This window comes from Synechococcus sp. MIT S9452, assembly GCF_047304245.1.
Classification (GTDB): Bacteria; Cyanobacteriota; Cyanobacteriia; order PCC-6307; family Cyanobiaceae; genus RCC307.
This window is the reverse complement of sequence record NZ_CP138956.1, coordinates 346,234-360,323: the sequence shown is the minus strand read 5'-3', so window position 1 is coordinate 360,323 and position 14,090 is coordinate 346,234. Positions and strand designations below refer to the sequence as shown.

Below are 14,090 nucleotides of genomic sequence, written 5' to 3'. Positions count from 1 at the left end.
TCCGCTGCCTTCATGCGTTGGATCAGCCCGCAGGGCTTGGCTACAGCACCCCACACACCACCTCGCTCAGCAACGGTCTGCCGTTGACCCTGCTGCCGGTGCTCGATTCGCCCGTGGCCTGTCTTCAGTTCTGGTGCCGAGCTGGCAGTGCCGTTGAACAGCACCAGGAGCACGGCATGGCCCATTTCCTGGAACACATGGTGTTCAAAGGCAATGAACTACTCCCAGCCGGAGCCTTTGATTGGCAAGTGGAAGCCACCGGTGGAATCAGCAATGCCGCCACCGGCTTTGATGACGTGCACTACCACGTGCTGATGCCGAAAGAGGCATTGCCCTTGGCCTGTGAGTTATTGCCGCAACTGGTGTTGCAGCCTCAAATCAAGGCCGAGGACTTTGTGCTCGAACGCCAGGTGGTGCTCGAGGAATTAGCCCAAAGTGAAGATCAACCCGAAGAGCAAGCCTTCCAACAGCTCCTGGCTTTGGCTTGCGGTGAGCACGCCTATGGCCGGCCAATCCTGGGAATTCGCGAGCAATTGCTGCAGCAAACACCAGATCAGATGCTGGCCTTTCAACAGCGTCACTACTGCGCGCAATCCTGCGCTGTGAGCCTCAGTGGTTGTTTTGACCTCGGCCATGTTCAGCAGCTGCTTGAGGCCAGCCCGTTTGCCGAGCTTCCAGGCAGTGGCGGGGTGGAACCACAGCAGCCGGGGCTACAGGTTCAACCTGGCCTGCATTCACTGGAGCTGCCTCGGCTCGAGTCAGCCCGGCTGCTGATGCTGTGGGCGGCACCGGCGGCGAAGGAATTGATGGCCTTGAGCGGCACCGATCTGCTCACCACCGTCCTGGCTGAGGGGCGGAGCAGCCGCCTGGTGCGCTGCCTGCGAGAAGAGAAGCAACTCGTTGAATCCATCGATATGGATGTGCATGCCTTGGAGCAGGGCAGCTTGGTGATCCTCGAAGCGATCTGTCCAAGCGACCGGCTGGGTGAGGTGCATCAAGAGGTCTGCGCGATCTTGCGTCAGCTGCAGCAGCAAGCCCCCAGCAGCACCGAGCTCAAGCGTGCCCAACGCTTGCTCGACCACGGGCACCGTTTTGCCATGGAAGGGATTGGCTCACTGGCCCAGCACTTGGGGCAAGCCACCTTGATGAACCGCTTGGAACCCCTCGAACATCCCCTGTCGCGCTGGCACCAATGGCAAGCGGAGGATCTTCAGCAGCTATCCGGCGCCCTCGATCCAGATTTGGCCTGCACCCTGCTGGTGAGGCCCAAATGAGCGCAAGGCTGCGTTGGCTTGAGCCCGGCTTCGGCGATGTGATGGCGGCCCGCTTGGTGTTGCCGCTTGGCAGTGCGGCAGATCCACCAGGCCAAGCAGGACTGCACCAGCTCCTAGCCGGGTCGCTCACCCGCGGCTGCGGCAACCACGATGCGCGCTCCTTTGCCGAGTGGATTGAAAACCAAGGGGCCAGCCTCCGTTGTGAAGCTGGCGATGACCATCTGCAGATCATGCTGAAAGGGGTAGGCAGCGATCGCCATGTGCTGCTGCCGCAGTTGCTTGAGATGGTGGAGCAGCCCGCTGCCAGCGGCGAGCAAATCGAGCTCGAGCGTGACCTCAACCTGCAAACCCTGCAGCGCCTGGAGGAAGACCCCTTCAGCCGCGCCCAAGATCGTTTGCGTCAGCTGATGTTTGGCGATGGCCCCTACGGCCATGACCCCCTAGGCACCACCGCATCGCTGCAACAACTCGGCAGTCAAGACGTCGTCACCCAACGGCCGCGATTAGCCAATCGTCAGGCGTTTCTGGTGGTGAGCGCGGCCCAGGATCAAGCCTTGGCCGATGACCTTGAGCAACGTTTGCAGCGCTTTACCCATGACAGCGCCGGAGCGCCTGATCCATTGCCTCAAGGCGATCGCAGCTGGAGCGCTGATCCCCTCGATACCGAGCAAACCGTGCTGATGGTGGGCTTCCGCAGCCTGCCCGTTCAGCACGCCGATGCCTTGGGTTTGCGGTTGCTTCAGGTGCATCTCGGCTTAGGCATGAGTTGCCGGCTGTTTCTGCGCTTACGCGAAGAGCTGGGGCTCGTCTACGACGTTGGCGCCGAGCTGGCCATGCGCCGGACTGATTCACCGTTTATCTGGCATCTCTCCACCAGTGCCGATCAAGCCTGTGGTGCCCTTGAGGCCTTACTGGATGAATGGCAACGGCTACTCGATGAAACCCTTGCCGAAAGCCAACTCGAGCTGGCCAAAGCCAAATTGCGCGGTCAAGAAGCGATGGGCAGGCAAACCGGTGCCCAGCGGGCGGAACGGCAGGCCTTTTGCCAGGCCTATGGCCTACCCAGCGACTTCCATGCCCAAGCCATGAACCAGCTTGAAGCCATCAGCGCAATGCAGTTGCAACAGGTGGCTCAACGTTGGCTTCAGCAGCCGTGCCTCAGTGGCAGTGGCCCAGCAGCCAGCCTGCACCGGGTTGAGCAACATTGGCAGCAGCGGCTCAGTCGCTGCCTATCTCCTGCAGGGCAGTGAGCGGCACCACAAAACTGCCGCGGCGAAAGCGCACGCCGCGCTGATCCTTGGGGAGCAGGGAAATCACTTCCCCCTCTTCCCCGGCACTCACCAGATCACCAGGCCGCAACATCGGCATGGCATCGGCCGTCTTCAGATAAGGCTGTTGTTCAGACAACACCACGCTGGCGCCAACGGGGCACGCGCTTGCAGCTGGCTCAGACACCGTTGTTGGACTGGGGAACGTGTTGCAGGATGACAGCTAGAGAGCACATGAGCAGCAGTGCGGGCCCTGTTGAACTGGAGTGGTGCCCTGGCCGGCCTGCTGCTACTGATCACTGGGGGACTGCTGCAGCCAGCTTGGTTGCAGTGGAGTGACACCAGCGGATGGCAAAGCATCAATTTGGGCGTTACAGCGCAGCTTCCCGCTCTGTTGCTGACAGCCCTGCTCTGCGGCCCGCGCCCAGCCTTGATGGCTGCGATTGCCTACCTCACCCTCGGCCTCAGCGGTGTGTTGATGGTGTTCCACAGCGGTGGGGGCTTGAGTTACCTGCAGCTGCCGGCCTTTGGCTACATCGCTGGCTTCTTGCCAGCCGCCTGGCTCTGCGGCCGACTGGCCCAACGCGATGACGTCGATCAACTCGAACACTTGATGGCGATTGCGTTATTGGGGGTGTTGACCGTGCAGCTCTGCGGCGGCCTCAATCTGGTGGTGGGCGATTGGGCAGGCCGCTGGGCCGAACCATTGCCCCAACTCCTGCTCAGTTATGGCCTGCTTCCCCTGGGGGGGCAGATCCTGCTCTGCACGGTGGTGGCCGTGATCAGCCGTCTGTTGCGGCCGCTGCTGGCGGTCAACCACTAAGCCATGGCTGGCAAACGTTTCTGGATCCTGCTGAGTGCTGCGGGGCTGGTGCTGCTTGATCAGCTCAGCAAGCAGTGGTGGCTGCAAAACCTGCCACCTGGCGTCAGCCAGCGCTGGATTCCTGGGCTGCTGAACCTGAGACTGGTCTGGAACGATGGCGCCGCCTTCAGCCTGTTTCGCAATGGCGCACTGTGGCTGGGGTGGATCAGCCTGCTCGTCAGTGTTGGCCTGTTGATCTGGATTGGCCGACGTGGGCGGCAGTGGTCCCGCTGGCAAGCCGCAGCTGCGGCATGTCTGTTGGCAGGAAGCTTGGGCAATGGCATCGATCGCTGGCGCTATGGGGCGGTGATCGATGGCCTCGAGCTGGTGCCGTTCTCATTTCCCGTCTTCAATTTGGCCGACGTTGCGATCAACTTGGCCGTGCTGTGTCTGTTGATTGAAGCCATCCGCCAGCGATGAGCGCATTTCTTCGCCTTCACATCAACGGTGAACCCAGTAGGGAGATCCAGCTGCTGGGGGAGGTGTATCGACTCGGCCGCGATCCCGACGCTGAAATCGTGATCCAGCACCCTGCCATCAGCAAGCGCCATGCCTTGCTTGAGCGCCGTCATGGCCACTGGCAGCTCAAGGACCAAGGCTCCACAAATGGTTTGAGCTGGAAGGGCCGATCGGTGCAGCTGTTGGCCCTCCGCGATGGGGACCGCATTCGCCTCGGGCCAGAGGCTGATCCATCACTGCCGGTGCTGGAATTCCTCGACCCCAGCGCCCGCCGTCAGCGGCTCCACTGGTGGAAGGCATTCAGTTCAGGTCTGTTGAGCTTGGCCGGAGCTGGTCTGATGGTGCTTGGCTTCGGGGCCGTCAGCGTGCCGGTGCGCGGCAGTTTGGCTCCCGTGCGCGGGCCCTTGGTGCTCTATGACCGCAGCGGCACGCCGATCAATAGCGGCTTTGATACGAACCACCGCGAAAAGGAGCGTGTTGCTGATTTCTCGCCATCGCTGAGGGAGGCGTTGCTCTCCAGCGAAGACACCCGCTTCTGGTGGCATCCAGGGGTCGATCCAATTGGCATCACCCGTGCCTTGCACGTCAACATCGCAGGCGGCCAAGTGCTGGAGGGCGGCAGCACCCTCACCCAACAGCTGGCCCGCAGCCTCTATCCCAACGAGGTGGGAGAGGGCGACACGCTGCAGCGCAAATGGAATGAACTGCTGGTGGCGTTGCAATTGGAGGCGCGCTTCAGCAAGCAAACGCTGCTGTTGAGCTACCTCAATCGGGTGTATCTCGGCGTGGGGTGGGGTTTTGAAGATGCCGCGCAGGCCTACTTCAACCACTCAGCCAGTGCGTTGACCTTGCCGCAGGCGGCTCTCCTGGTGGGGCTCCTGCCATCACCCAATGGCCATGACCCCTGCCGCTATCCAGAGGCTGCGCTGGCAGCACGCAATGGGGTGCTCAACAAGATGGTTCGCGAAGGCCGCCTCTCGGCTGATCAAGGACGCATCGCCCGGCGAACTCCGATTCAACTGGCGCCTGAAGCCTGCACCGGTGTCGCCCGCAGACCATCTCCCTTCTACAGCGATCAAGTGGAGCGCGATCTCCAGAAGCTGATGGGCAGCGATGTGGCCGCTGAGGGGAACTTCATCGTGGAAACCCATCTCGACCCAACGCTGCAGGAGGTGGTTGAGGTCAGCCTGCAGCGGTTTCTGCAAGCCAACAGCACCAACGGCATCAATGAAGGAGCCGTTGTGGTGCTCGATAGCCGCACCGGCGGAATCCTCACCCTGGTGGGAGGGCGCAACTACAGCACCAGCCAATACAACCGCGCCAGCCAAGCCCAACGGCAGCCCGGCAGCGTGTTCAAACTTTTCCCTTATTTGGTAGCCATCGATCGAGGCGTCAGGCCAACCACACCGGTCTCGGCATCGCCCATCGAGTGGGCAGGCCTGCGTTACAGCCAGGGTTGCCGCGGTAGCGGCAGCCTCCAGCAGACTTTTGCCTCCAGCGACAACTGTGCTGCCTTGCATCTGGCCCGCCGCTACAGCCTGGATGCGGTGGTTCGCAAAGCGCGCGACTTTGGCATCACCACTCCCATGGCCGCTGTCCCGGGCTTGGTATTGGGGCAATCGGAAACGGTGCTACTGGAGCTCACGGCGGCCTATGCCGCTGTGGCTAATGGGGGCATCTGGACCTCGCCGAGCACGATTCGCCGACTGACTGACACCGAAACCTGTCCACTGGATCCCAGCGACTGCGCCCAGCGCTCTCTAGCCAGCCAACGCAGCCGCCGGGTCTTGCCCACCGATCAGGCGTTGGTGATGCAATCACTGTTGCGATCGGTGATCCAATCCGGCACGGGGCGTGCTGCTTCCCTAGGCGGTCAGGAGGGCGGCAAAACCGGAACGACCAATCAGGGTCGCGATTTGACCTTCATTGGCTACGAACCCAAGCGCCATTGGGTGATGGGCGTTTGGCTGGGCAATGACGACAACAGCCCCACAGGCAAAACCAGCGCCGCCGCTGCTGGTCTGTGGAAAGAGATCATGCTCGCGGCAGGCCAGGGCACTGCCGATGCGGAGGGCCGGCCATGAAACGCACACGCCTATGGCTGATCCTCGGCGGTCTGCTGGTGGTGGTGGTGGTGCTGTCGATCGTCATGCAAGCGATCAACAGCTTGATTTGGCAGTTGAGCTATTGGCTTCCCGGATGGCTGGTTGGGCCGATTCTGTTGTTGTTGGTGGGGGCCCTGGTGCTGGCTTTGTTGCCCCTGGTGGAGCCATTGATCCGCAGGAAGCGAGGCCAAACCCAAGCGGGCCAACCCGCACCACCCAGCAACCGCCAGGAAGCGGCCCGCCGCAATCTCGACTCCATCGATCAGCAACTGGCGCAACTCAGCGATGACGTGGCACGTCAAGCCCTGCAACAACAACGTCAACTGGTGCAGGAATCCCTCGAGCGGGGTGATTTCAGGGTGGTGGTTTTTGGCAGCGGCTCCAGCGGCAAAACCTCGCTGATTCGTGCCCTACTCAATGACCAAGTGGGTTCGGTGGGCGCAGCGATGGGCTCCACCACCAGCACCAACAGCTACCGGCTGCGCTTGGCCGGCCTGGGTCGCTCGATCCAATTGCGTGATACACCAGGAATCCTCGAAGCCGGTGAGCAGGGCAGCAACCGGGAGCGGGATGCTCGATCGGAGGCTGTACTGGCCGATCTGATCCTGTTTGTGGTGGATGGCGATCTACGCAGCAGCGAATTCAGCGTGTTGCGCAGCCTCGCCGAGGTGGGCAAACGCACCCTGCTGGTGCTCAACAAATGCGACCTGCGCGGTGAAACCGAAGAGCAACGGCTGCTGCAGTTGTTGCGCCGCCGCTGCACAGGCCAGGTGGAGTCCCAAGACGTTGTTAGTGCCAGCGCCGCCCCACAAAGCGTGCCCAGACCGGGCGAGCGCCCATGGCAACCACCGACTGAGATTGAGCGGTTGCTGCACCGGCTGGCCGCAGTTCTGCGCGCCGATGGAGAGGAGCTCCTGGCCGACAACATCCTCCTGCAGAGCAGCCGCCTGGCCGAAACCTCCCAAGGCCTGCTGGATCGTCAACGGGGCTTGCAGGCGATGGCCGTGGTCGAGCGCTACGGCTGGATCGGCGCTGGGGTGATCGCCGTCACGCCCCTGCCCGGCGTTGATCTTCTGGCGACCGCCGCCGTCAACGCGCAGATGGTGGTGGAGATTGCCCAGGTCTATGGCGTCAGCATCACCCGCGAGCAAGGGCAGCAATTGGCCCTCTCCCTAGGGCGCACCTTGGCCAGCTTGGGCGTTGTCAAAGGGGGGGCCAGCCTGCTGGGGGCAGCACTCAGTAGCCAATTGCCAACCTTGATTGCGGGCAAAGCGATTCAAGCGGTCACCGCCGCCTGGCTAACACGACTGGCGGGCAAAAGCTTCATCACTTACTTCAGCCAGCAGCAAACCTGGGGTGATGGCGGCATCGGCGAGGTGGTACGACGCCAGTACGACCTGGATCGACGCGACCTCGACCTCAGCCGTTTTCTGGAGCAGGCTCTGGCGAAGGTGGTGGAGCCGCTGCGCCGGGGACGGCGCCTGCCGCCGCAAAGGCCTCAGGCGGTGGTGGACGCAGTGGACCTTGACGATCGAGGACCATCACCAGGGCCAAATAGGCCAAGGCCAAGAGCACCGAGATGACCCCGGTCGCAATGGCGACCCAGCGACCACGGGGGGGGGACTCACTCATGAGGCTTGGAGCACCGCAGCAATCTGCTGCAACTCGCTCTCGCCTGTGAATGGATTGCCCAGCACGGCCTTCAACAAGGGTTGGCCATTGAGGTTGGGTTTTGACAGCCACAGGTGCTGTTCGAGCAGGGCTTGGTGGACGCGATCACGCCAGGCCATGGCCGCCTTGCTAGCGAGCGAGGCGTGGCAGAAGCTCAGCAGGTGCAGATCGCCAGGAAGCAGCCTCAGCGGCAGGGGATTCAGCAACTGCAACAAACGCTGGCGGCGCTCGAGAGCAGCCGAAATCACCGCATCAATGCCCTCGAGGCCCAGATGCTGCAAACCGAGCCAGAGCTTCAAAACCTCAGCGCCGCGGGTGCCCTGCAAACCCAGATCACCGCCTTGGGGACTGGCGGTGTCCTCCATGTAGGGCAGCGCTGTGGAGAAGGTGTCGGCCAGGATCTCGCTGCGGCGCACCAACAACACCGAAGAGGGTTTGCTGATTCCCAGGAGCTTTTGGGGATTGAGGCAAACCGAATCGGCCAGCTCCAAGCCAGCCACCCGCCAACGGTGCTGATCACTGAGGCCGCAAACCCCGCCAATGGCGGCATCCACGTGAAACCACACGCCGAATTCACGGCAGAGCGCGCCAAGCTCCGCGAGCGGATCAATGGCCCCTTGGATGGTGCTGCCAGCCACACCCACCACGGCCAGCACAGGCCGACCCTGCTCTTGGGCCAACAGCAGCGCCTGCCGCAACGTCTCAGGGCTGAGCCGCCCGGCTTGATCAAGCGGCAACGCGTGCAGGGCCTCAGGCGGCAGACCCATCACCGTGAGGGCCTTGTGAAACGACACATGGGCTGCAGCGCCGGCCAACACCACTGCATCCGTTCTGGTTTGCAGGCCCGCTTGCTTTCGGGCACACACCAACGCCATCAGGTTGCTGAGGCTGCCGCCACTGGCTGGAACACCACCGGCAGCGGAGCCGAGCCCAAGGCGATCGGCAAGCCAGCGGCACAATTGCCGCTCCAAGCGGGTGAGCGAGGGCGAGAGCTCCTCGGCGAGCAGATTGTTATTGAGACCTGAGGCCACCAAATCAGCCACCACCGAGATGGCCAACGGCGGCGGATCCAAGTGCGCCAAGGCGCCGGGATGGTTGGGGCGGAAGGCACCCGCCATCACCGTGCGCAGATCATCCAGCAAGGCTTCCGGGGGACGACCTTGCTCAAGCGGAGCCGCCCCAGGCACCAAACTCAGATGGGGGCGAGGACCATGCTGATGGGAGTCTCCATACCAACGACACAGCAACTCAGCGCTGTGCTTCAACACCGCTTGCAGCTCGGAATCAACCGCCCCAGGGCCAGGGAACAGGGGGAGACCCTCTGGAAATGGGCTGGAAAGGGCCTGCAAGCAGCGCGTCCGTTGATGGGTCATTCTCACTGCTGATGGAAACCCTGTATCAGTGGTGGATGGATCGCCTGCTGCGGCTGGCCGCCAAGGCCGGTCAGCGGGGCGAAGTGCCGGTGGCGGCGGTGGTGCTCGATCCAAAAGGACGGGCCATCGGCTGGGGCAGCAACCGGCGTGAGGGTGCGCAAGACCCCCTCGGGCATGCGGAACTGGTGGCTCTCAGCCAAGCCAGCAGCTTGCGCCATGACTGGCGCTTCAATCAGCACACCCTGCTGGTGACCCTGGAGCCCTGCCCGATGTGTGCAGGTGCCTTGGTGCAGGCGCGCATGGGCCGGGTGGTCTATGGCGCATCGGATCCCAAGCGCGGGGCTCTGGGCGGTTGCCTAAACCTCAGCACCGATGCATCAGCCCATCACCACATGGAGGTGATCAGCGGTGTGCGCGCCGAGGCCTGCCGTGAGCAATTGCAGGCCTGGTTTAGGCAGCAGCGGAACCCTGACGGAAAGCAGGCAGCTCAAGATCCAACAGATTGAGCAGGCGCTCAACGTTTTCCGGCTTGGAATTGGTGCCCATCAGGCCAACACGCCAGACGCGACCAGCCAGATCACCCAGGCCATTGCCGATCTCAACGCCGTGCTTATTCAGCAGATGGGTGGCAAAGGCTTTGCCATCGACCCCATTAGGGATCTTCACGGTGGTGAGGGTGGGAAGCCTGTGGGAGAGGGGCACGTGCAGCTCAAGGCCCATGCTCTCTAAACCGGCCCACAGCTGCTCGCTGTTGCGGCGGTGGCGGGCCCAGGAATTCTCCAGACCTTCCTCACACAGCAGGCGCAGCGCTTCGCGCAAGCCGTAGTTCATGTTCACCGGCGCCGTGTGGTGATAGGTGCGCTGGCTGCCCCAATAGGACTTCAGACCTGACATATCGAGGTACCAGTTGGGCACCTTGCCGCTGCGGCGATCCAGCTTGTCCTCCGCGCGGGGTCCCATGGTGAAAGGACCCAGTCCTGGAGGGCAGCTCAGACCCTTTTGGCTGCAGCTATAGGCCAAATCAACCTTGGCCTCATCGAGCTTCAGCGGAACACCGCCCAAGGAGGTGACGGTGTCGAGCAGCAAGAGGCAGTCGTGGGCGCGGCAGAGGTCGCCGATGCCATCAAGGGGCTGCTGAACGCCGGTGGAGGTTTCAGCGTGGACCAAGGCGAGCACCGCAGGCTTGTGCTGCTCCACCGCTTGGGTAAGGGTGTCGAGGCTGAGGGCTTCACCCCAAGGAGCCGATACCTCAACGACCTTGGCCCCGTAACGGCCGCACATGTCGACCAAGCGCTTACCGAAATAGCCGATCACGCCAACAACCACCGTTTCACCGGGTTCCACGGTGTTGGCGATGGTGGCCTCCATAGCCGCACTGCCCGTTCCACTCACGGGAATGGTGAAACGGTTGTCGGTTTGCCAGGCGTAGCGCAACATCTCCTGGACCTCATTCATCAGCTCGAGATAGAGCGGATCGAGGTGACTGAGCGGCGGCCTGGCGATCGCTTGCAGAACCCGCGGATCGGCATTGGAAGGACCAGGACCGAGCAGCAAGCGATCAGGCGTTGCGATCGGATCCAGGCGCAGACGATGGGCCTCGTTCACGGACAGTGCTGCGGAAGAAAGCGACGAGACGGTCACGTGACGAGAAAAGGCTTGATGTGGAGAGGTTAGAAGTTCGTGGAATCGGAATCAGCGGCCGCTGATGTTCGTTTCCGCCAAGGCCTTGGCCATGTGCTCAAAAGGAGCACGAACCACAGCGGCCGATTGCACGCCCTCAGCCGAGAGCATTTCTTGAACCACCTCTGAGAGCAGCAGGATGCCCCGTGCCGTGGGCCCTGTTGGAACACCAAGGCTCTTGTAGGTGTCGTTGAGTCCGTTCAAGACCCGCTCATCCAGCATTTTCCAATCGGCCGCGACCAAGGCGTAGGAGGCGTAACGCAAGAAATAGTCGAGGTCGCGCAAGCAGGCCGCCAAACGACGGGTCGTGTAGGCGTTGCCACCAGGCAACAGCAATTCAGGATCGGCAAGCCACAGGCGCTGGCTGGCCTCGCGAACAATCTCTGCCGCCTCGCGATTGATCAACGCAACAGCCGCCAAGCGAAGGTCAGCCTCCGCGAAATAGGCATCGATCTGCTCAATCGCCGGGCGATCGAGATAGCGACCCTGCTGGTCGTAGCGACCGATCAGACCGGTGACTGCGTCCTGCATGCATCCCTGGGTAGTGGCCGGAAACTAGCACTTCTGAACCAGCACAAAGCCAGTTCCCAATTGGATTCCCACGATTTGACAGAAACCGTCACCTGAACGGAAGGTCCATTTTTTTTGTATCAGCTGATACACAGGGGGTCCAAGGTGCTCCGTACGTTCAGCTTTCTGCTCTTCGTCCACTACGTCGTCCATGGCCAAGACACCGCAGGACATCCTTCGCCAGATCAAGGACGAAGGAATCGAACTCATTGATCTGAAATTTGCCGACGTCCATGGCAAGTGGCAGCACCTGACGGTGCACAAGGACCTGGTTGAAGAGGAATCCTTTACCGAAGGCCTGGCCTTTGACGGCTCCTCCATCCGCGGTTGGAAAGCCATTAACGAATCCGACATGGCGATGGTGCCCGATGCCAGCACCGCCTGGGTGGATCCGTTTTATGGCGAAAAAACTCTCAGCCTGATCTGCTCGATTCAGGAGCCCCGCAGCGGCCAGCCCTATGAGCGCTGCCCCCGTGCCCTCGCCCAAAAGGCCATCAATCACCTGGCCAGCACAGGCCTAGCGGACACAGCCTTCTTTGGCCCTGAACCGGAATTTTTCATCTTTGATGACGTCCGCTTCAACTCCGGCAATGGCAGCAGCTTCTACAGCTGCGATTCCGTTGAGGCCCCCTGGAACACCGCCCGCCAAGAAGAAGGCGGCAACCTGGCCTACAAGATCCAGCTGAAAGAGGGTTACTTCCCCGTCGCCCCCAACGACACCCTGCAGGACATGCGCAGCGAAATGCTGCTCACCATGGCCAACCTGGGGATCCCCATCGAGAAGCACCACCACGAGGTGGCCACCGCCCAACACGAGCTGGGCATGAAGTTCGCCGATTTGATCAGCGCGGCGGACAACGTGATGATTTACAAGTACGTCGTGCGCAACGTGGCCCGTAAATACGGCCGCACCGCCACGTTCATGCCGAAGCCTGTCTTTGCCGATAACGGCAGCGGCATGCACGTGCACCAGAGCCTTTGGAAGGGCGGACAGCCCCTGTTCTTCGGCGAAGGCACCTATGCCAACTTGTCGCAAACCGCCCGCTGGTACATCGGCGGCTTGCTGAAGCACGCCCCCAGCTTCTTGGCCTTCACCAACCCCACCACCAACAGCTACAAGCGCCTGGTGCCTGGTTTTGAAGCGCCGGTGAACCTTGTGTATTCCCAGGGCAACCGCTCCGCTGCCGTGCGGATCCCGCTGACCGGCCCCAGCCCGAAAGCCAAGCGCCTGGAGTTCCGCTCCGGCGATGCCCTGGCCAACCCCTATCTGGCCTTCAGCGCCATGCTCATGGCTGGCCTCGACGGCATCAAGAATCAGATCGATCCCGGCGACGGCACTGACGTTGACCTTTTCGAACTGCCCGCCGAGCAGCTAGCCAAGATCTCCACAGTGCCCTCATCCCTCAATGGGGCCCTTCAGGCTCTCGATGCCGATAAGGACTACCTGCTGGCCGGTGGCGTCTTCACCGAAGACTTCATCGAAAACTGGATTGACCTCAAGTACGAGGAAGTCCAGCAACTGCGTCAGCGCCCCCATCCACACGAGTTCACCATGTACTACGACGCCTGATCACTGGCGACGTCGAATCCAAAGGGGGGGGCCCAAGGGCCCCCTTTTTTTGTGTCCAGGCCACGTTTTTAGTCTGGATCGGTTGAAATGGGTGATCCCCAAAAAGGGCCATGAGCGACCCCGTCACCAAGCTGGCGTACCAAACCATGCAGCAGGGCAAAAGCCTGCTGGGTTTGGCCCATAAAGAGGTGAGCACTCGCCTGATGGATCTGGTGGCTCCTCAGGCCAGCGCCAGCACCGTGCCTGTGCCCCCAGAAATGATGGGGGAATTGCGCAGCAGCATGGACGAGCTGCTGGAGCTGGATTGGAAAGAAGCGCAGCAAGAGCTTTATCCCACCTCATTGCTGTTTGACGCTCCCTGGCTCGATTGGGCTGTTCGCTACCCATTGGTTTGGCTGGATCTGCCCTCCATCTGGCAGCGCCGCACCCGGCGCGATGTGACCGATCTGCCGCTTGAGATCAACACCAAGGATTACCCGGACTACTACCTCCAAAACTTCCACCACCAAACCGATGGCTACCTGAGCGATCGCTCAGCGGAGCTGTACGACCTGCAGGTGGAAATCCTGTTCAATGGCACCGCTGATGCGATGCGGCGGCGCCTGATCCGCCCTTTGCTCGATCAGCTGGGGGCCCGGCGCGCCGATCCCATTCGGGTGCTCGACATTGCCACTGGCACCGGCCGCACCCTGCGCCAATTGCGGGGAGCATTACCAAAAGCGCAGTTGGTTGGCCTGGATCTCTCCGCCTCCTACCTGCGTCAAGCCAACCGTTGGCTATCGGAGATTCCTGGCGAGTTACCGCAACTGGTCCAAGGCAATGGCGAGGACCTTCCTTTTGCCAACGGGGTGATGCAGGCGGTGACCTGCGTGTTCCTGTTCCATGAGCTCCCTGGCGAGGCCCGCCAAAAGGTGCTCGATGAGGCTTGGCGCGTGCTGGAGCCCGGTGGCGTGTTGGTGCTTGCAGATTCGATTCAGCTGGATGACAGCCCCACATTTGGCGCTGTGATGGAGAACTTCAGGCGCGTTTTCCATGAGCCTTATTACCGTGATTACATCGCTGACAACATTCCGGAACGGCTGCAGCGCAGTGGCTTTGAAGTTATTGAAGCCAATTCTTATTTTATGACGAGAGTTTGGACAGCTCGCAAATCTGGCTGATAAAAACTTATCTTGAGTAGATATTCAAATCGCAACATAAACCGGAAGAAAGTTGTAAATCGACCGTTTCTTAGCTCCAATGGGGCTGTAACAGGGGC

At 61.6% G+C, this 14,090-nt stretch carries 13 protein-coding genes; 9 read left to right on the top strand and 4 right to left on the bottom strand.

The window, feature by feature from the left end:
• The first annotated feature begins 17 nt into the window (after positions 1 to 17).
• Together SIB46_RS01850 and SIB46_RS01845 are read left to right on the top strand one after the other, a co-directional pair.
• Positions 18 to 1,274: a M16 family metallopeptidase gene (locus tag SIB46_RS01850; RefSeq protein WP_413296858.1), complete on the top strand. Its 1,257-nt coding sequence runs from the start codon at positions 18 to 20 to the stop codon at positions 1,272 to 1,274.
• Positions 1,271 to 2,524 carry a M16 family metallopeptidase gene (locus SIB46_RS01845; protein WP_413296857.1) on the top strand — a complete coding sequence of 418 codons (1,254 nt, stop codon included), beginning with the start codon at positions 1,271 to 1,273 and terminating at the stop codon, positions 2,522 to 2,524. Before SIB46_RS01850 ends, SIB46_RS01845 begins: the two co-directional genes overlap by 4 nt.
• Here SIB46_RS01845 and SIB46_RS01840 read toward each other — a convergent pair.
• Positions 2,493 to 2,729 carry a DUF3148 domain-containing protein gene (locus SIB46_RS01840; RefSeq protein WP_413296856.1) on the bottom strand — a complete coding sequence of 79 codons (237 nt, stop codon included), beginning with the start codon at positions 2,727 to 2,729 and terminating at the stop codon, positions 2,493 to 2,495. The genes SIB46_RS01845 and SIB46_RS01840 overlap by 32 nt on opposite strands.
• 57 nt (positions 2,730 to 2,786) lie before the next feature.
• Between SIB46_RS01840 and SIB46_RS01835 the strand changes: the two genes are divergently transcribed.
• The 4 genes from SIB46_RS01835 to SIB46_RS01820 are packed head-to-tail and all read left to right on the top strand — an operon-like array spanning position 2,787 to position 7,551.
• The gene (locus tag SIB46_RS01835) at positions 2,787 to 3,365 is read left to right on the top strand and encodes a biotin transporter BioY (RefSeq protein WP_413296855.1); all 579 of its coding nucleotides are present in this window, start codon (positions 2,787 to 2,789) and stop codon (positions 3,363 to 3,365) included.
• Positions 3,366 to 3,368: 3 nt separating this feature from the next.
• A complete protein-coding gene (gene lspA / locus SIB46_RS01830) occupies positions 3,369 to 3,824 on the top strand; it encodes a signal peptidase II (protein ID WP_413296854.1) in 456 nt (151 codons plus the stop codon).
• On the top strand, positions 3,821 to 5,947 hold the full coding sequence (locus SIB46_RS01825) for a transglycosylase domain-containing protein (RefSeq protein ID WP_413296853.1): 2,127 nt from the start codon (positions 3,821 to 3,823) through the stop codon (positions 5,945 to 5,947). The genes lspA and SIB46_RS01825 overlap by 4 nt, the downstream gene beginning before the upstream one ends.
• Positions 5,944 to 7,551 carry a YcjF family protein gene (locus tag SIB46_RS01820; protein ID WP_413296852.1) on the top strand — a complete coding sequence of 536 codons (1,608 nt, stop codon included), beginning with the start codon at positions 5,944 to 5,946 and terminating at the stop codon, positions 7,549 to 7,551. Before SIB46_RS01825 ends, SIB46_RS01820 begins: the two co-directional genes overlap by 4 nt.
• A gap of 45 nt (positions 7,552 to 7,596) precedes the next feature.
• Here SIB46_RS01820 and SIB46_RS01815 read toward each other — a convergent pair whose 3' ends face one another.
• The gene (locus SIB46_RS01815; RefSeq protein ID WP_413296851.1) at positions 7,597 to 9,012 is read right to left on the bottom strand and encodes a pyridoxal phosphate-dependent decarboxylase family protein; all 1,416 of its coding nucleotides are present in this window, start codon (positions 9,010 to 9,012) and stop codon (positions 7,597 to 7,599) included.
• Between the two features lie 11 nt (positions 9,013 to 9,023).
• Between SIB46_RS01815 and SIB46_RS01810 the strand changes: the two genes are divergently transcribed.
• Entirely contained in the window at positions 9,024 to 9,518 is a 495-nt protein-coding gene (locus SIB46_RS01810; protein ID WP_413296850.1) for a nucleoside deaminase, read from the top strand.
• On the opposite strand, the gene SIB46_RS01805 is transcribed toward SIB46_RS01810, so the two are convergent.
• On the bottom strand, positions 9,463 to 10,617 hold the full coding sequence (locus tag SIB46_RS01805; protein WP_413296849.1) for a pyridoxal-phosphate-dependent aminotransferase family protein: 1,155 nt from the start codon (positions 10,615 to 10,617) through the stop codon (positions 9,463 to 9,465). The genes SIB46_RS01810 and SIB46_RS01805 overlap by 56 nt on opposite strands.
• A gap of 87 nt (positions 10,618 to 10,704) precedes the next feature.
• The gene (locus SIB46_RS01800; protein ID WP_413296848.1) at positions 10,705 to 11,223 is read right to left on the bottom strand and encodes an allophycocyanin subunit beta; all 519 of its coding nucleotides are present in this window, start codon (positions 11,221 to 11,223) and stop codon (positions 10,705 to 10,707) included.
• A 190-nt stretch (positions 11,224 to 11,413) separates the two neighbouring features.
• Between SIB46_RS01800 and glnA the strand changes: the two genes are divergently transcribed.
• Positions 11,414 to 12,832: a type I glutamate--ammonia ligase gene (glnA, locus tag SIB46_RS01795; protein WP_413296847.1), complete on the top strand. Its 1,419-nt coding sequence runs from the start codon at positions 11,414 to 11,416 to the stop codon at positions 12,830 to 12,832.
• Positions 12,833 to 12,942: 110 nt separating this feature from the next.
• Positions 12,943 to 13,992, top strand: a complete 1,050-nt coding sequence (locus tag SIB46_RS01790) for a class I SAM-dependent methyltransferase (protein ID WP_413296846.1) — start codon at positions 12,943 to 12,945, stop codon at positions 13,990 to 13,992.
• Positions 13,993 to 14,090: the final 98 nt, after the last annotated feature.